This is a genomic window from Maribacter sp. 2-571 (assembly GCF_050589625.1).
In the GTDB taxonomy this organism is placed as follows: domain Bacteria; phylum Bacteroidota; class Bacteroidia; order Flavobacteriales; family Flavobacteriaceae; genus Pelagihabitans.
The window spans coordinates 235,496-251,835 of record NZ_JBNGOP010000002.1; the positions used below are offsets into that span (position 1 = coordinate 235,496).

A 16,340-nucleotide genomic window follows, 5' to 3' on the forward strand; every position below is an offset into this window, starting at 1 on the left:
GCGAAAGATGTGGTAATTTTGTAAAAAAAAGCATATTTCATGCAAATATCCTTCAGAAAAATTGCTAAAATTTCTTTGGTACTGGTCTATTTAGTGATTGCCGCAGGCGCTATTGTACGGATGACCGGGAGCGGTATGGGCTGCCCCGATTGGCCCAAATGCTTCGGATACCTAATCCCGCCGACAGAGGCATCCGAACTGGCGTGGGAGCCCAACCGAAGTTATGAAAAAGGCCAGGTCATCATTGTATCCGAAGCGCTTCTGGTAGCGAAAACGGATTTTAAAACCGAGGATACCTTTTTGGCGGACCACTGGGAGCCCTATACCAAGCATGAATACGCTATTTTTAATCCTTGGCACACGTGGATCGAGTTCATAAACCGACTATTAGGGGCCTTGGCCGGTTTGGGCACATTGGTATTGGCCATTGCTTCGCTTCGTTTTTGGAGAAAGCGAAAAACGATTACGGTACTTTCCTTTTTAACGGTTTTTGCAATGGGATTTCAAGCCTGGTTGGGCGCTACCGTAGTGTATTCGGTATTGGAACCTGTAAAAATAACCATCCATATGGTAATGGCATTGGTGATTGTTGCCCTCTTGCTCTATATCACCTATACCACCAAAACGCCCAGGCCAACATTTCGGTATGACCGTCAACTGTTGGTACTTATCGGTCTGGCGGCACTGTTGTCGATGGTTCAAATCGTTATGGGAACACAGGTACGGCAATTCGTGGACCACCGGATAGATGTTGTTGGCGAAATCGCAAAAAACCTTTGGTTACAAGACCCCGACCTTTGGTTCTACGTCCATCGTTCCTTTTCCATACTGGTAGTACTGTTGAACGGTTATATCGCATACCGGGTATACAAAGGTGACTTTGGTTATACCAAGGTGTTTTGGGTACTTGGCATTGTTTTCCTTGAAGTACTTAGCGGTATCGCGATGTTTTACCTTGACTTTCCCTTCGCCTCGCAACCGCTCCACCTCATCTTGGCATCACTGCTTTTTGGCACCCAGTTTTATTTGGTTTTAGAAATATTTAATGGGGATAAAAGTCCCAAATCTTTGTAACTTTGCCCTCACCTTAATTTGGGGCGATGATTTACAAAATCAGGATTATTTTAGATGCAAAGGAGGATATTTTCAGGGATATCGAAATTGCTGCGGAAGTAAGTTTGGAAGAACTCCATAATTCCATTGCGCAGTCTTTCGGTTTTTTGGGAACCGAGATGGCCTCGTTCTATACCTGCGACGAGGAATGGAACCAAGACGAGGAAATCGCACTTTTTGATATGGGCGAAGGCGGAGCTACGGTACGGCTGATGAACGAGACTTTTTTGGAGGATATTTTAACGGAACAACATCCCAAACTCATTTACGTCTATGATTTCTTGAATATGTGGACCTTTTTTGTGGAGCTTGCCGATGTTGTGGAAAAAGAAGATGGCAGGGCATATCCGAACCTGTTGTTCAGCTTTGGTGAACTGCCCGATGCACCGCCCGAAAAAAAGTTTGAAGCGGATCCTTCGGTAGATTTTGACGACACCTTCGAAAACTACGACGACCTGGATTTTGACGAGAACTGGAACTAATACCATTTTTTCTTTTTGAACATTTTTTAACAAGCTTCGGGCCATGCACTTTTGGCATTGGCACGACAAAAGCCCTACAACCGATGATCAACCTGTATTCCACTCAAATCGATAGCATTTCCCTACACCGCGTAGGAAACAAAAATAAGAACGAGGGTATTTTTTTATCCCAAGAACCGTTTTCACTCAATGATGAGACTACCGGTCTGCTAAAGGAGTATTTTTTTAAACCATTTCGAGAAAAAGAAGAAAGTTATTTCAAGCTCTCTAACGAGGTCGATGTAGCGTTCAATACGTTGCACAAAATCGTTTCGGATATTTTTGCCGATCCTGCGAGCCTACACGCCAATTCAAAAAAAGTGGCTACCCACCTCTTCGAACAGTCCAATCATCCGCACATCAAAAGTGGTGAGGTATATGTTGCCTATTTAAGTAATGTACTCCTCGACAATACCAAGGTAGACGCCATAGGTATTTTTAAAAGCGAGCTCAAGCATGATTTTCTTCAATTTCAAGAAAACGGAAATAATTTGGACATCCTCGTCCAACAGGGCATCAACGTCAATAAATTGGACAAGGGGTGCCTCATTTTTAACGTTGCCAAAGAAGAAGGATATAAGGTACTTTCCATTGACAGCAACCGCTACGATGCCAAATATTGGTTGGAGCACTTTTTAGAGGTAGACGCCCTTGCCGATGAGAATTTTTATACCAAGAATTATCTGAAATTTTGTCAAAACTTTGCAAAAGACGTGGTACTACCCGCCGAGGACAAACAACAAGAGGTACTGTTCATGAACCGGGCGGTAAATCACTTTGCCAAAAATGATGCGTTTGAAGAAACCAGTTTTTTGAACGAGGTAATCGAAAACCCGGAACTGATACCGGAATTCAAACATTATAAAGTAGAAAAAGGGCCCAAGTTCAGTATCGAGGACGTTTCCAATTTTGACATCGCCAACAAAGCGGTTTCCGATGCACGAAAAAAGATAAAAAATGTAATCAATCTGGATACCAACATTCAGATAAAAATGGATTTCATCAATCCTGAATCCGCACAAAAATTTGTGGAAAAGGGTTGGGACGAAGAACGCCAGATGTACTACTACCTGGTCTATTTCAACAAAGAGGAAAAAAACTAAACTGCCATTACCGGGGGTCTGGCCATCGCAACGTCAAAAAATTACGTTAACGCTGGTCGTAAGAATTGGTTTTTGGAGTATGATTTTCGTACTTTTGCCCCGCTTTAGAAAACGTCAATACAACTTCAAATTAAGATAAATATGAGCAATTTCGATGTTATTGTTTTAGGTAGTGGTCCCGGTGGCTATGTTACGGCCATACGGTCGTCGCAATTAGGACTTAAAACCGCTATAATCGAGAAGGAAAGCCTTGGTGGCGTCTGCCTTAATTGGGGATGTATACCGACAAAAGCACTTTTGAAATCCGCTCAGGTTTTTGAATATTTGAAACATGCCCAAGATTACGGCTTGACCGCAGAGGGCGTCGATAAGGATTTTGATGCCGTAGTAAAAAGAAGCCGTTCCGTAGCGGACGGGATGAGCAAGGGCGTTCAATTTTTGATGAAAAAGAATAAGATCGAGGTCATTAATGGATATGGCACCTTAAAACCAGGAAAAAAGGTTTCGGTGAAAGGTGAAGACGGTGGTGAAACCGAGTATAGCGCAGCACATATTATCGTTGCCACGGGAGCCCGTAGCCGTGAACTTCCAAGTCTCCCTCAAGATGGGAAAAAAGTGATCGGATATCGGGAAGCGATGACCCTAAAGGAGCAACCGAAAAAATTGGTCGTGGTCGGTAGTGGTGCCATCGGTATCGAATTCGCTTATTTTTACAATGCCATGGGTACAGAGGTGACCGTTGTGGAATATCTTCCACGAATTGTTCCAGTGGAGGATGAGGACGTTTCCAAACAGTTGGAACGCAGTTTCAAAAAAAGCGGTATCAAAATTATGACCTCTTCCGAAGTAACAAAGGTCGACACTACGGGGGATGGCGTAAAAGTATCGGTAAAAACCGCTAAGGGCGATCAAGAATTGGAAGCCGACATCGTACTCTCCGCTGTGGGCATAAAATCCAATATCGAGAACATTGGCCTAGAGACGGTAGGTATTGCCACCGATAGGGACAAAATACTGGTGAACGATTATTATCAGACCAATATTCCGGGATACTATGCCATAGGCGATATAACGCCAGGGCAGGCCCTAGCGCATGTAGCTTCTGCAGAGGGAATACTTTGTGTCGAAAAAATTGCCGGAATGCAGGTAGAACCCCTGGACTATGGTAACATACCCGGCTGTACCTATTGCATGCCGGAAGTTGCGTCCGTAGGGCTCACCGAAAAACAGGCAAAGGAAAAAGGTTTTGACATCAAGGTCGGTAAATTTCCATTTTCCGCAAGTGGAAAGGCAAAAGCTTCCGGAGCTTCGGATGGCTTTGTAAAAGTTATTTTTGATGCCAAATACGGCGAGTGGTTGGGATGCCATATGATCGGTGTCGGGGTTACGGATATGATCGCCGAGGCAGTGGTCGCCCGTAAACTTGAAACCACTGGGCACGAAGTATTAAAGGCGGTACACCCCCACCCTACGATGAGCGAGGCCGTAATGGAGGCCGTTGCCGATGCTTACGATGAAGTAATACACTTGTAATCCACATACCCTTTTATAACCAGCTATATGCTACTACTATTAAGGGCGGTCGCCATTCTTGAAGGAATCTCCTATCTGGCTCTTTTTGCGGTAACCATGCCCTTAAAGTACATGGCCGATCTACCGGTGCCCAATAAGTACACTGGCTACGCCCATGGCGTGTTGTTTATCGCCTATATGGTTTTGGTACTGGTTGTGGGTATTTATAAAAAATGGGGATTTAAACAGCTGGCCATTCTACTATTGGCGGCCTTCCTACCCTTTGCCACGTTTTATGCGGACAAAAAATACCTCTCGGAAGGAACGGCCCTAGAAACGGCTTCTTAAAAACACGGAAAAAAGGGGTCGGTCACCAAACGGAATATTCGATATTTGTGTAAACAAAACCGATATTGATGTTTTATAACGTTACCGAACATTACGATTCTGTAGGGGAAAAAGAACTACCGCACCGTTGCCCCGATTGCCACCAAAAGAACTGTTTGCGACTTCATTTTTACCAAAAACGCATTGTCTCGGCTTTTTCCACAAAAAACAGTAAAAAAGTGTCGGGGGTCCTATTTTGCCGACACACCCAAACGGAGGTATCCCCGGTGCTATGGACAGATGAAATCGAAAACTTTTTCCACAGGGAAAAGAAGACCTTACAACTTGCCCCAACGGGAATAAAACTGCACAAACGTTTTTATCTTGTCATTGCCATTCCGATCGCGGCATTTTTGTTCGGTATGGCATACCATACTTGGCAAACACATTCCTATGAGGAAAAAGCGCGGGCCATTGCAGCGGTAAGTGAAGGGGAGAAAGTGGGCGTTATGATCAGTTTTATCAAAAACCGACAAACGGCACGTGAAGGCACCACATGGCTTTTGGTAACGAAAATTGCCGAGGATACGATTTGGTTGCGCGTACACAAACAATTGAGCGATGACCCCGACTTCGCTTTCGACCTATCGGATTCCAGCTTTGGCAGCCGTCAGATCAAGGCATCATTGCCCCGTTTTAAAGAACGCTTTTTAACAGGTTTCGATTATACCGACCAACACTTTTCAGGATACATCACCGATATTAAAAAATAAATTACCATGGCAAACGATAACATGTACACGGGAAAATCATCAAGAAATCCAAATAGTAGTCTTATTACGGGCCTATTGATAGGGCTTGGCCTTATCGCTTTTGGCGTTTACCTCTATTACGACCTGGCTGCTTGGGAACAGAGCAATGAGCAGATGCACCTACATCGCTTACTTTGGGGAATTTATGATCTTGGCGGGAAACTGGCCGTAGCGGGCTTTTTTGCGCTCTGTGGAGCCATAGGGATCGGCGGTGGCGCATACAAGAGTTGGAAACTTCGACAAATTAGGGATAAACGGGACTGATCCTTATTGAAAACTACGGATGGCCAAATCATAACTTTGTAGTCCGAATCCAAGGATAACACCTTTTGCGCCAGCGGAAATATAGGAGACATGGCGGAAATCTTCCCGCTTGTGCGTATTTGAAATATGCACTTCTACGACCGGTGTTTCTATGGCCTTTACGGCATCGCCAATACCGACCGATGTATGGGTATAGGATGCTGCGTTCAGTACAATACCGTCATACGAAAAACCGACCTCCTGTAATTTGCCGATCAACTCCCCTTCGATATTGGACTGAAAATATTCCAATTGAATATCCTTAAACTGAAACTGTAAGGTGGCAAAATAATCCTCAAAAGTTTGATTGCCGTATACCTCGGGTTCCCTTTTGCCCAAAAGGTTCAAATTCGGGCCGTTTACAATGATAATCTTCATGGTCCAAAAATAGGAAATTAACCTTCAATCCGAAAAGAAAACCCTAAATCTCTACTACCCTTTCGGCTTTAAAATGGACCATGAACACGCTTGATGGAAACCGTCCCAGTCGGTTAAAATCGATAAAAAAGCCAGTATAGCATCAACGTCCCCGGAGGGTACGTTTGGATAGAAAGGTATATGCGAACCCAAAAGTGACCGTAGACCAGGTTGCCGAATCGGTCTCGATCACGGAATACGAAAAATTTACTTCGGACCCCGCACCCACCTGAATGCCCAATTGGGGCCGGTAATAAAAACCGCCCTCTACCTCATCCTTCAGGGAAATGGCGGTACCGATATCGGCCCCAAAGGAAAAAGTGGTTCCTGGCCATACACGAAATGTGGCGGCCAACGGAACAAAATCGACACTGGGCAACCGTTCACGGATTACCTCGTCCCGAAAAGTCTCGGGAAACCCATGAACAAGTCCGGTCTTTACACCGACATCAAAGGTTTTATTGGGTGCCCAAGCATATCCAACGTCGGCGCCAAAGACCAAACCGACCATATCGTTAAAGTCGCCCAAGGGAATTCCGCCATGTGCCCCGAGTTTAAAACCCTCTTGGGCATTTAGCAAAGGGGCCATGCCTAGCACGGCCAATAATAGCAGTTTTTTCATGATATGGGTATTGCCCCATAAAACTACCGCAACAGTAGGAGCCTTCAAAAAATATGTTGTCAACGGTCCACATAACGTAGTGGAACGTACAATTGAAGGACCATCGCCATCAAAAAACAAAAAAAGCGGCAGTTTTACCTGCCGCTCCGTGTTTGGTTGTCGTCTTGTCTTTCCCTTAGAAATAGTAAATGGCCCCCACCTGAAAGGTAGCATTATAGGACTTTACATTTTCTATAACCTTGGTAAATCCAAAATTAAAGCGTGATTGTAGGTAAATCATGTCCATAAGATAATACCCTCCCCCAAAGGTGATGCCCAGGTCCAAGGTATTGGAATCCAAAAAGATATTATCGATATTATCGGATAACAAAATTCCAAATTGCGGTCCGAATTCCGCGGCAATCTTATCGGTGATGTAATATTTCCCTACCAATGGAAAATTCAGATAGAATAAGTTCACATCGATCCCGTTTGCGCCTTGAAAGGAAAATAACATTTCCGGGGCAAAGAAGATGTCGTCCGTAATGGGAACTTCGGCCGCTCCCCCGAACTGAAAACCAGGCGCCACCGAATTGTCGATTACCCCGTCCCCGACCAGATCGGTCAGCATCAAACTCATTTTGGCGCCGAACCGAAGGTCGCCCACTTTCATTGAACTCGTGCCCTCAACAACTCCTTGTGCTTGGGTCTGAAAGGTTCCTAAAAGTCCTAAAAAGGCAATTGCAAATAGTGTTCTCATGATATTACATTGTTTTACGTTCATATACGTGATTGTGCCGCATATGGTTCATCCATCTTTATCGGTTTTCAGTTTCTTTTGTCAAACCGATTTTTTGTGCCAAAAATTTAAATAAATCCCTTGGGGTTTTTTTTCATTCTCTTGGCAAAGATAGAAATTTTGTCCATCGATGATTGCCACGTTCGTTAATTCATCCACATCATTTTAACGCGTTTATGCGCTACTGCTACAGAATCGGTGTTGCCCTTTTGAACGGTTTTGGAAGGCCGGATACAAAACGATGCATTACCTTTGGCCCATGAAATGGCGTACGGCCTTAAAAGACTACGAACACTACCTAAAAATAGAACGGGGACTAGCGACCAATTCCATAAATAATTATGTGCGGGATGTAGAGAAACTCGTTCGGTTTTTGGAGGAAGGAAATATGATCGAAAGCCCGTTGTCCATCACTAGGGCAAGTGTGCAACAGTTTATCCACGCTGTGGCCGCAACCTTACAGGCACGCTCTCAGGCACGTATCATTTCGGGACTCAAGAGTTTTTTCAATTATTTGGTCTTTGAGGATTATAGGGCCGACAATCCCATGGAATTGATCGACACCCCAAAAATTGGCCGCAAACTTCCCGACACACTTTCAGTGGACGAAATCAATCTATTGATTTCGGGAATAGATCTTTCCAAACCGCAGGGCGAACGAAACCGTGCCATTATTGAGACCCTCTATGGTTGTGGCCTTCGGGTTTCGGAACTGATAAACCTGAAACTGTCGGACCTATTTTTTGAGGAAGATTTTATAAAAGTGACCGGTAAGGGCGACAAACAACGTTTTGTTCCCATAGGTGCTGTCAATAAAAAATATATAAATCTGTATCGTAGTGGTGTACGGGTGCATTTAGTGAAGGTAAAAGGCCATGAAGACTATCTTTTTTTGAACCGGCGCGGCAAACAACTGACACGGGCCATGATCTTTACCATTATCAAACAGCTCGCCGAAACCGTTGGATTGAAAAAAAGTATCAGTCCGCATACGTTTCGCCATTCGTTCGCCACGCACTTGCTAACCAATGGTGCCGATTTAAGGGCCATACAACAGATGCTCGGCCATGAAAGCATTACCACGACCGAAGTTTACGTACACGTGGACCGGTCACATTTGGCCGAGGTCATCCACAAATTTCATCCCAGAAATTAGAATCCAACGATAAAGCCAAGGCGATACGATCAATTTAAGCGCGCGCACTGTAGGTCCTAAAAACAACATTTAATCCCAACTTGGCAAACCGATCGCTCCCTTAGAATTTAATTTTACTACCAACAGTGTAGACTTGGGGCATCCGTATTAAGGGTTCTCCATATACCCCTACCGGGGAATCGTTCAGTTGTAGGTTCATTTTTGATTCAAGGGATATGTTTTCCCGAAGGTCATACATTACACCGCTGATAAAACCTACACGGGGTTTTCGCGTTTTTCTTCCCATTTTGTCAATTTCAAATTCACTTTCCAAGCCCGAAAACACGGTTAACCTTTTTGCCATTTTCCAGTTCAAACGACTGTTTACACGAAACCTATCGGTGCTAAATGGACCGATATAGGTGTTGTAAAATCCTTGCAGCTCGGCCTCAAATGTTTTCGAAAGCGGATAGTTCACCGAAAAGGAGGAATGCTGCTCGCCAAACATGGATATCGGATAGGCAAAATCGGTATTGTTCGCTTGATTGTTCCCAACAATAGTTCGCAACACATCCGGAGGATTCTGTGCGTTCAAGAAAGAAACGGCGGTGAAAAAGGCCGTAACAAAGTATCGTACCATAGTAGATGCTTTAGGAAGATACCTAAAGATAAGAACGATTACGGTAAATGCCTACGGCTTTGTAATAACGTTAACGAAAGAACCCTTAATTATCGAAAGAGAACCCCTTTCCTACTCTTTAAAAAGCACAAAAAAAATAGAACCTTCAAAAAAACCGAAAACGCAATCGTTGTAGTAGTTTTAAAGCTTCTAAATACTGTTTACTTAACCGCTTTATTGATATATTTATGATTCAAACACATTACCAATGCAGCAGATAACCGACCGAAAATGGTGGCAAGAAGGAATCGTCTATCAGATTTATCCGAGAAGTTTTCAAGATACTACACAAAACGGAATCGGTGACTTGCAAGGGGTGATAAAACGTCTGGATTATATCAAAAGTTTAGGGGTCGATATTATTTGGTTGAATCCCGTTTACGAATCCCCGAACGACGATAACGGTTATGATATTTCGGACTACCGAAAGATTATGCCGGAATTTGGCACCATGGCCGATTTTGACCTGCTCTTACAGGGCATGAAAGAACGTGGTTTGAAATTGGTAATGGATCTGGTAGTCAACCATACGAGTGACGAGCACCAATGGTTCGAAGCGTCCCGACAATCGCGTGAAAATCCCTACAGGGACTACTATCACTGGTGGCCTGCCGAAAAGGGAACACCTCCCAAAAGATGGAGCTATTTTGACGTGGACGGAACGGCTTGGAAATATGATGAAAAAACGGATGCGTATTATCTGCACTATTTTTCCGTAAAACAACCTGACCTGAATTGGGAAAACCCGAAGGTTCGGGAAGAGATTCAGGATATCATGAAATTCTGGTTCGATAAGGGGGTGGACGGTTTTCGAATGGATGTGATCTCCTTTATCTCAAAGGACACCGATTTTCCAGAGCTACCAAAAAAATATGAAGGGGACTTTGTACCTTTTTACTCCGAGGGGCCCAAGTTACACGAATATCTTAACGAGCTTCACCAAAAAGTGTTGAGCAAATATGATGTGATGACGGTCGGTGAGGCCCCTGGTATCGGTTTGGACAAAGCCCTCGATTTCGTAGATGCCGAAAGGGGGGAACTGAACATGTTCTTTCATTTTGATCTAATGTCGCTCGACCGCGAAGCCAATGAGGTTTTTTTAATTCGGAAAAGTCCCTGGAAACTGAGCGAGTTCAAAAAGGTACACAGTGCTTGGGACAAGGTTTTCGCAGAAAAGGGATGGGGCAGCATGTACTTGAACAACCACGATTTTCCGCGTAGCGTAAGCCGTTGGGGCAACGACTCCGTATCCCACTGGTACAATTCGGCCACTATGCTGCATACCTTTTTATTGACCATGAGGGGAACCCCATACTTTTATTACGGGGAAGAAATTGGAATGACCAATATCAAATTCGACACCATATCGGAGTACAGGGACATCAATACCATTAATCGTTACGAAATCATTCAAAAAGAAGGTGGCGATCTGGACGCCTTTATCGAAAACGAAAAATCGGCAAGTAGGGACAACGCCCGAACACCAATGCAATGGGACGCCACCGCGCATTCCGGATTTTCAAAAGAACGCCCCTGGCTAAAAGTAAACGACAATTACCAAGAGGGCATAAACGTTGCCGCCCAAGAAGCCGATAGGCTTTCGGTATTGCATTATTTCCGGAAAATGGTACAGGTACGTAAAAGTAATCCGGCCTTGATCCACGGCGACTATGAACTGTTGCGACCAGAGCACGAGGAAATTTATGCTTATACCCGAACCTTGGGCCAAGACCGTTTTCTTGTGCTCTTGAGCTTTTCCACGGAGCGGGCCAAAATCAATTTGGATATGGTCGTTTTTGACACCGCAACGGCAATCATTTCCAACGCTTCCGAAGCGGAGCAACATCAGGGAAAAACCTTTGAATTGGTTCCCTACCAGGCCACGGTGTATCGCTTGCGCTAAAAGCTGTTTAATTTTATGGAAGATAATCCAGGTTAGTCCTTAAAGGCCTTATAATCCCTATTAAAGGGCCTAATGATGAGCCTAGCCTCGCGATCGAACCGCACATAGTTATAGACCCAGTTGATGAATACGACCATACGGTTGCGAAAACCGATAAGAAAGAAGAGGTGTACGAACATCCATACGAACCAGGCAAAAACCCCTTGAAACCGAAATTTTGGAAGGTCGACCACTGCCTTGTTCCGGCCTACCGTGGCCATACTTCCCTTGTCCCAGTATACGAACGGTTTCATTGCTTTGCCTTCCAACAAACGGACCAAATTTTCACCCAAATTTTTCCCTTGTTGTATGGCGGGTTGTGCCATCATCGGATAGCCCCTGGGAAAAGAATCGCTCACCGCACAGGCAACATCGCCGATGGCAAATATATTGGGCCACTGCTCCACCTGGTTGAATTCGTTGACCCGAATACGCCCTCCGGCCAATAGCGCTTCACCATCCAAACCATGTAGCAACGCTCCTTTTACCCCGGCTGCCCAAACCAATGTAGCGGTACGGAAAGTAAGCTCGGTCAAGGTTTCCGCCACTTTGCCATCATAGGAAGTAATACGGGTGTCTTTCCATACCTGTACGCCCAGATCTTCTAAAAAATCTTCCGCCTTTTTTGATGCCTGTTCGCTCATAGCATTCAGGATACGATTCCCGGACTGTACCAAATTGATTTGGGCGCGGCGCGTATCCAAGTCAGGATAATCCTTGGGTAAAATACCTTTTTTAATCTCTGCCAACGCTCCCGCCAACTCCACTCCGGTCGGTCCTCCCCCAACAATAACGAAGTTCATTAGGGCATCCCGTTCATGAAGGTCATCGGTGAGCAATGCCTGTTCAAAATTTTCCAGGATAAGGCTCCTAAGGTTCAAGGATTCTGGGATGGATTTCATGGACATACCATTTTTGGCAATCTCGTCATTTCCGAAAAAGTTGGTTTCCGAACCCGTAGCGACCACCAGATAATCATACGCTAGGGGACCGATATTCGTTTCCACCTGCTTTTGTTCCGGACGTATCCCCTTTACCTCTGCCAACCGAAAGTAAAAATTTTCGTAGTCCTTTAAAACCTTCCGTATCGGATAGGCAATGGAATCTGGTTCAAGGCCACCGGTGGATACCTGATACAGTAAGGGTTGAAAAGTATGGTAGTTATGCTTGTCGAGCAGTACGACCTGCACCTCTTTTCGCGCCAACTTTTTTACCAAAGAGATGCCCCCGAAGCCCCCTCCAATGATAACGATTCTCGGATAACTCGATTTTGGAATATTCATATTTGAAGTATAATGAAGTAGTTTAAACTTTTCCCATTCGTTAAAAAATTGCCCTTTTTAACCCAATTTTCGCCTTTTTTTCCTCCCGTAGCCCTGCTATGCAACTCAAAAAAACCTTCAACTGGGCAAAAAACTGCTAATTTTCACTTTAATGCGAAAAGTTTAAACCACTTCAATACAAAAATACAGATACTAGTGCTACGGAACATAACAGTTCCTTTTTTTGTTGTCCGGAACATGAACTTTGCATCCGGAACGCTCGACACACTTTCAAAAATCAAAAAACCGACATCCTTACGGCTAAAAGCGGCATATTTTCAATAAAACTGAAAGTTTTCGTTTGTTGCTTGTAACAAATGGCCCATTTTTGTTACTAACCAAATAACAACTCACCCAACCGATACGTGAATAAAGAACTGGAGCATCAATTTGTGACGGAACTAGAGAGCAATCAAAACATTGTTCACAAAGTCTGTTCGCTATACACCAATCATCGTGATGCCCATAACGATCTTTTTCAGGAAATAACGATCCAATTGTGGAAAGCGTACCCAAAATTCAGGGGCGATAGTAAATTCAGTACCTGGATGTACCGTGTAGCATTGAATACGGCGATTACCCTGTATCGAAAATCAAAAAAAAGAATTCGTACCCAAGACTACGAATCCGTAATTTTTAAGATTAAAGCCGACGAATATGATGAAACACAGGAGCAACAGCTGAAACTGATGTACAAGGCGGTAAAACAATTGGGGGATATCGATAAAGCTTTGGTGTTTTTATATCTAGAGGATAAAAATTATAGCGAAATCGCCGAAACATTGGGTATTTCCGAAGTAAATGCGCGGGTTAAAATGAACCGCATTAAAACAAAATTACGAACCATACTGAATCCATAAGGATATGATGGACGAACTTGAATTATTAAAAAAAGATTGGCAAAAAAAGGAAGAACACCTTCCCAAATTGTCCTATGATGCGATACATCAAATGACCTGGAAGAAATCTTCCTCTATTGTAAAATGGATTTTGATCATCAGCATACTCGAAATTACCTTGCCTTTCCTTTTATACCTCCTTCCTTCCCTCAAAGAAGGCATGGCGGTATATGAAAAATCTTCATTCAACACTTATTATCTATGGGTTTCCATATTATACTACATTGTGGTGTTCTATTTTGTATTTCTTTTTTATAAGCGTTATCGTGAAATATCGGTTCTTGACGATGCCAAAAACCTCATGCGCAAAATCATGAAAACACGGCGAACCGTGAAATACTACATTATTTTTTCGCTCTCGATGGTGCTCGTTACGGTTGTAATGATGATGATGGGCGTTTATTTCAACAACGATTTTATTTCGTTTTTCGAAGAAATGGGGAAGAACCACGAGCACGTATCCCCCGAAAAGTTTAAAGTCAGTCTCATTTTAAGTATAGCCGTCATGGGCGGTGTAATGACCTTGGTAGCCGGTGCCATATACTTTTTACTCTATGGCCTATTGCTCCGAAAATTGAAAAAGAACTATACCGAACTGCGAAGGTTGGAGGTATAGAAAACATACCCACGCAGTCCGTTTCCGCCTTTTTTGGCACAACGAAATGATCGGTAAATATGAATATGAAACCTGGGCTTAGGCAAAAGTGCTTACCGTTAGCATATCGGACCGATGAAAGCACCATCAAAAATAATTCGTCAGCAAAAGGGTGAATGGGAATTTTTTAGTGTGGGTAGCAAAAAAGATACCGCTACACCTGGCTTTTCAGTTATTCTGTCGCCATTTTCGCATTTTGTTCTCCTCTTCATAGGCTAAAAGTTCCTTTTCGGGAATTACCTTTAAAAAGGAAGGGTGTTGTTCAATGGCATATTCTAACTTCTCGATGATCGATTCGGTCGATTCGTTTTCATAATCAATGTCAAGGGGCTCTTTAATATGCATCGATTGTAGTATTCCCTTTTTCTTAATCCGCAGCCCTTTTTTATCAAAAGAGCGTCTAAAACCATCGATTACTACCGGGACCACTATGGGTTTGTACTTTTTAATAATATGGGCGGTACCTTTCCTGAGCGGTTTCCAAGGCGTAGTGGTTCCTTGGGGAAACGTAATTACCCAACCATCGTCGAGCGCGGTACCAATGTTGGAGATATCGCTCATTTTCACCTGTCGGTTCACATCTTTCCCTTCGGACCGCCAAGTACGCTCCACACTTATGGAACCCGCATAGGCCAAAACTTTTGTTAGCAGGCTTTTTTTCATGGTTTCGGCGGCGGCAACATAGTAAAGGTTCAACTTGGGGTTCCATAAATAGCCCAAATTGCTGATATTATCCTCACGACCGCTTAAACTGGCATTGAACACATGGAACATGGCCACAACATCCGCAAAATAGGTTTGGTGATTGCTTACAAAGAGTACTTTGGTCTGTGGAAGGTCCCTAATTACCTGAGAGCCTTCTATTTCCAATTTGTTGAACTGTTTGTAACGTGCATGGGTGACCATTCCCAAAATTCGAATTAGCCATTTTTTTAAAAAAAGAACATGCCCAAAAGGGTTTTCCTTGAATATTCCCATAGAGCGCTAAAATACAAAATGAAAAAGGAACGGGACGTACTCCCGTTTTGTAAATTATATCCTAAGGCCATCCACTGGTCATACCACCATCCCTCGACGTACGATCATCAAGATAGGGATGTTGGAAAACGAAAATCGAACGCTACTATCAACAGGTCCCAAGCTTGGTAATACCGCTACTTTACAGCTTTGGTTTACCTCCGACCAACGATAAAAAGGCAGTTACGGCTATCCAACACTTCAAAACCTGTAAGAAATTACTATATTTAATATATTGAACTAACCTAAAACTAGTTTCCTATGAAAATACCCCTGCTAGTTTGCACGCTATTCTTAGTGTTTTCTTGTTTTGATCGCGAGAAAAAAACCGACCATCAGATCATCGAGGTTAAAAAGACCGAGAACGCTCCAATTATAGACGGTAAATCCAATGATCATATTTGGGACAAAGTAAAATGGCATGCCTTAGATCAGAACTGGTTGGGAGCCGCCTATAGTCATGACGATTTTAGCGGGCGTTACAAACTTGCTTGGAATGCCAAAGCGCTATACCTCTTGGTAGAGATTACCGATGATGTTTTTTACGATTCCATAGCAGACCCCTTCAAAAGATATTGGAACGATGATTGTCTCGAAATTTTTATGGATAGCGATAATTCGGGAGGATTGCACCAGCATAGCAACAATGCCTTTGCATACCATATTGCCTTGGACCATAAGGTAGTCGATATCGGCCCTGACAAGTTGCCCCTTTTTCTGAACGACCATATGAACATCAAATCGGTTCGGGACGAGCAACGGATGACTTGGGAAATCGCCTTGGGGGTATATCCCGGAGATGCCGATGCCACTGCCGCCCTATCGCCCATTTCCCTTGTCAAAGGGAGCAAACTGGGATTCGCCCTTGCCTATTGTGATAACGATGGTAGCCCGGAACGTGAGAATTTTATTGGCTCGGTTTTTATTCCGGGAGCCGATAAAAATATAGCCTGGATCGATTCGGATGTATTTGGGACTTTGGTGTTGGGCGATTAGGCCGTTTCTTTTTCAACCTGTGACTACTTTTAGTGGTCAGTAGTTAGTATGGAGTAAGCTGCGTATGGGGCCCGTTTTTCAAATTGACTCTTGAATTTAAATTTGAACTTGACACTTGAATTTGTCTTTGGTCTTTGCTATTTCTTCCTTGAGCGCAGCCGTCTTTTTTCAACAATGGTTTAGTGGA

The 16,340-nt window shown here is 43.7% G+C and carries 18 protein-coding genes; 12 read left to right on the top strand and 6 right to left on the bottom strand.

All coding sequences use genetic code 11. From position 1 onward, the window contains the following. Positions 1–39: 39 nt before the first annotated feature. The 7 genes from ACRD7P_RS02375 (at position 40) to ACRD7P_RS02405 (ending at position 5,652) form a co-directional block, all read left to right on the top strand. Positions 40–1,074 (top strand): COX15/CtaA family protein, encoded by a 1,035-nt coding sequence (locus tag ACRD7P_RS02375; RefSeq protein ID WP_430905877.1) that lies wholly within the window; start codon positions 40–42, stop codon positions 1,072–1,074. Positions 1,075–1,100: 26 nt separating this feature from the next. Next, entirely contained in the window at positions 1,101–1,595 is a 495-nt protein-coding gene (locus ACRD7P_RS02380) for an IS1096 element passenger TnpR family protein (RefSeq protein WP_430905878.1), read from the top strand. 83 nt (positions 1,596–1,678) lie between these two features. After that, positions 1,679–2,737, top strand: a complete 1,059-nt coding sequence (locus ACRD7P_RS02385; protein ID WP_430905879.1) for a nucleoid-associated protein — start codon at positions 1,679–1,681, stop codon at positions 2,735–2,737. A gap of 141 nt (positions 2,738–2,878) precedes the next feature. Next, positions 2,879–4,270 (top strand): dihydrolipoyl dehydrogenase, encoded by a 1,392-nt coding sequence (lpdA, locus tag ACRD7P_RS02390; protein WP_430905880.1) that lies wholly within the window; start codon positions 2,879–2,881, stop codon positions 4,268–4,270. A 27-nt stretch (positions 4,271–4,297) separates the two neighbouring features. Further along, positions 4,298–4,597 carry a DUF3817 domain-containing protein gene (locus tag ACRD7P_RS02395; protein WP_430905881.1) on the top strand — a complete coding sequence of 100 codons (300 nt, stop codon included), beginning with the start codon at positions 4,298–4,300 and terminating at the stop codon, positions 4,595–4,597. Positions 4,598–4,665: 68 nt separating this feature from the next. Next, on the top strand, positions 4,666–5,349 hold the full coding sequence (locus tag ACRD7P_RS02400) for a hypothetical protein (RefSeq protein WP_430905882.1): 684 nt from the start codon (positions 4,666–4,668) through the stop codon (positions 5,347–5,349). A gap of 6 nt (positions 5,350–5,355) precedes the next feature. Then, positions 5,356–5,652 carry a hypothetical protein gene (locus ACRD7P_RS02405; RefSeq protein ID WP_430905883.1) on the top strand — a complete coding sequence of 99 codons (297 nt, stop codon included), beginning with the start codon at positions 5,356–5,358 and terminating at the stop codon, positions 5,650–5,652. Positions 5,653–5,655: 3 nt separating this feature from the next. On the opposite strand, the gene aroQ is transcribed toward ACRD7P_RS02405, so the two are convergent. The 3 genes from aroQ to ACRD7P_RS02420 form a co-directional block, all read right to left on the bottom strand. Next, positions 5,656–6,069 carry a type II 3-dehydroquinate dehydratase gene (gene aroQ / locus ACRD7P_RS02410; RefSeq protein WP_430905884.1) on the bottom strand — a complete coding sequence of 138 codons (414 nt, stop codon included), beginning with the start codon at positions 6,067–6,069 and terminating at the stop codon, positions 5,656–5,658. 142 nt (positions 6,070–6,211) lie between these two features. Continuing rightward, on the bottom strand, positions 6,212–6,730 hold the full coding sequence (locus ACRD7P_RS02415; RefSeq protein ID WP_430905885.1) for a hypothetical protein: 519 nt from the start codon (positions 6,728–6,730) through the stop codon (positions 6,212–6,214). A 175-nt stretch (positions 6,731–6,905) separates the two neighbouring features. Further along, positions 6,906–7,469, bottom strand: a complete 564-nt coding sequence (locus ACRD7P_RS02420; RefSeq protein ID WP_430905886.1) for an outer membrane beta-barrel protein — start codon at positions 7,467–7,469, stop codon at positions 6,906–6,908. 298 nt (positions 7,470–7,767) lie between these two features. Here ACRD7P_RS02420 and xerD point away from each other — a divergent pair, with 298 nt between their 5' ends. Next, positions 7,768–8,664 (top strand): site-specific tyrosine recombinase XerD, encoded by an 897-nt coding sequence (gene xerD / locus ACRD7P_RS02425; RefSeq protein ID WP_430905948.1) that lies wholly within the window; start codon positions 7,768–7,770, stop codon positions 8,662–8,664. A 100-nt stretch (positions 8,665–8,764) separates the two neighbouring features. On the opposite strand, the gene ACRD7P_RS02430 is transcribed toward xerD, so the two are convergent. Then, on the bottom strand, positions 8,765–9,283 hold the full coding sequence (locus ACRD7P_RS02430; RefSeq protein WP_430905887.1) for a hypothetical protein: 519 nt from the start codon (positions 9,281–9,283) through the stop codon (positions 8,765–8,767). Positions 9,284–9,530: 247 nt separating this feature from the next. Here ACRD7P_RS02430 and ACRD7P_RS02435 point away from each other — a divergent pair, with 247 nt between their 5' ends. Beyond that, on the top strand, positions 9,531–11,225 hold the full coding sequence (locus tag ACRD7P_RS02435; RefSeq protein ID WP_430905888.1) for a glycoside hydrolase family 13 protein: 1,695 nt from the start codon (positions 9,531–9,533) through the stop codon (positions 11,223–11,225). Positions 11,226–11,257: 32 nt separating this feature from the next. Here the strand turns inward: ACRD7P_RS02435 and ACRD7P_RS02440 are convergent, their stop codons facing one another. Next, positions 11,258–12,547 (bottom strand): NAD(P)/FAD-dependent oxidoreductase, encoded by a 1,290-nt coding sequence (locus ACRD7P_RS02440; protein WP_430905889.1) that lies wholly within the window; start codon positions 12,545–12,547, stop codon positions 11,258–11,260. A gap of 404 nt (positions 12,548–12,951) precedes the next feature. On the opposite strand from ACRD7P_RS02440, the gene ACRD7P_RS02445 reads away from it, so the two are divergent. Beyond that, complete coding sequence (locus tag ACRD7P_RS02445; protein ID WP_430905890.1) at positions 12,952–13,446, top strand: RNA polymerase sigma factor; 495 nt, start codon at positions 12,952–12,954, stop codon at positions 13,444–13,446. 4 nt (positions 13,447–13,450) lie between these two features. After that, a complete protein-coding gene (locus tag ACRD7P_RS02450; RefSeq protein WP_430905891.1) occupies positions 13,451–14,101 on the top strand; it encodes a hypothetical protein in 651 nt (216 codons plus the stop codon). Positions 14,102–14,308: 207 nt separating this feature from the next. Here the strand turns inward: ACRD7P_RS02450 and ACRD7P_RS02455 are convergent, their stop codons facing one another. Beyond that, on the bottom strand, positions 14,309–15,118 hold the full coding sequence (locus ACRD7P_RS02455; protein WP_430905892.1) for a lysophospholipid acyltransferase family protein: 810 nt from the start codon (positions 15,116–15,118) through the stop codon (positions 14,309–14,311). A 300-nt stretch (positions 15,119–15,418) separates the two neighbouring features. Here ACRD7P_RS02455 and ACRD7P_RS02460 point away from each other — a divergent pair, with 300 nt between their 5' ends. Further along, positions 15,419–16,153, top strand: coding sequence for a sugar-binding protein (locus ACRD7P_RS02460; RefSeq protein ID WP_430905893.1), 735 nt, complete (start codon positions 15,419–15,421; stop codon positions 16,151–16,153). Positions 16,154–16,340 lie beyond the last annotated feature (187 nt).

What these genes read in the sequence shown, in the direction of transcription:
- ACRD7P_RS02375 (WP_430905877.1), top strand. Translation starts at nt 40, where the DNA reads ATGCAAATATCCTTCAGAAAAATTGCTAAAATTTCTTTGGTACTGGTC.
- ACRD7P_RS02380 (WP_430905878.1), top strand. Translation starts at nt 1,101, where the DNA reads ATGATTTACAAAATCAGGATTATTTTAGATGCAAAGGAGGATATTTTC.
- ACRD7P_RS02385 (WP_430905879.1), top strand. Translation starts at nt 1,679, where the DNA reads ATGATCAACCTGTATTCCACTCAAATCGATAGCATTTCCCTACACCGC.
- lpdA (WP_430905880.1), top strand. Translation starts at nt 2,879, where the DNA reads ATGAGCAATTTCGATGTTATTGTTTTAGGTAGTGGTCCCGGTGGCTAT.
- ACRD7P_RS02395 (WP_430905881.1), top strand. Translation starts at nt 4,298, where the DNA reads ATGCTACTACTATTAAGGGCGGTCGCCATTCTTGAAGGAATCTCCTAT.
- ACRD7P_RS02400 (WP_430905882.1), top strand. Translation starts at nt 4,666, where the DNA reads ATGTTTTATAACGTTACCGAACATTACGATTCTGTAGGGGAAAAAGAA.
- ACRD7P_RS02405 (WP_430905883.1), top strand. Translation starts at nt 5,356, where the DNA reads ATGGCAAACGATAACATGTACACGGGAAAATCATCAAGAAATCCAAAT.
- aroQ (WP_430905884.1), bottom strand. Translation starts at nt 6,069, where the DNA reads ATGAAGATTATCATTGTAAACGGCCCGAATTTGAACCTTTTGGGCAAA.
- ACRD7P_RS02415 (WP_430905885.1), bottom strand. Translation starts at nt 6,730, where the DNA reads ATGAAAAAACTGCTATTATTGGCCGTGCTAGGCATGGCCCCTTTGCTA.
- ACRD7P_RS02420 (WP_430905886.1), bottom strand. Translation starts at nt 7,469, where the DNA reads ATGAGAACACTATTTGCAATTGCCTTTTTAGGACTTTTAGGAACCTTT.
- xerD (WP_430905948.1), top strand. Translation starts at nt 7,768, where the DNA reads ATGAAATGGCGTACGGCCTTAAAAGACTACGAACACTACCTAAAAATA.
- ACRD7P_RS02430 (WP_430905887.1), bottom strand. Translation starts at nt 9,283, where the DNA reads ATGGTACGATACTTTGTTACGGCCTTTTTCACCGCCGTTTCTTTCTTG.
- ACRD7P_RS02435 (WP_430905888.1), top strand. Translation starts at nt 9,531, where the DNA reads ATGCAGCAGATAACCGACCGAAAATGGTGGCAAGAAGGAATCGTCTAT.
- ACRD7P_RS02440 (WP_430905889.1), bottom strand. Translation starts at nt 12,547, where the DNA reads ATGAATATTCCAAAATCGAGTTATCCGAGAATCGTTATCATTGGAGGG.
- ACRD7P_RS02450 (WP_430905891.1), top strand. Translation starts at nt 13,451, where the DNA reads ATGATGGACGAACTTGAATTATTAAAAAAAGATTGGCAAAAAAAGGAA.
- ACRD7P_RS02455 (WP_430905892.1), bottom strand. Translation starts at nt 15,118, where the DNA reads ATGGGAATATTCAAGGAAAACCCTTTTGGGCATGTTCTTTTTTTAAAA.
- ACRD7P_RS02460 (WP_430905893.1), top strand. Translation starts at nt 15,419, where the DNA reads ATGAAAATACCCCTGCTAGTTTGCACGCTATTCTTAGTGTTTTCTTGT.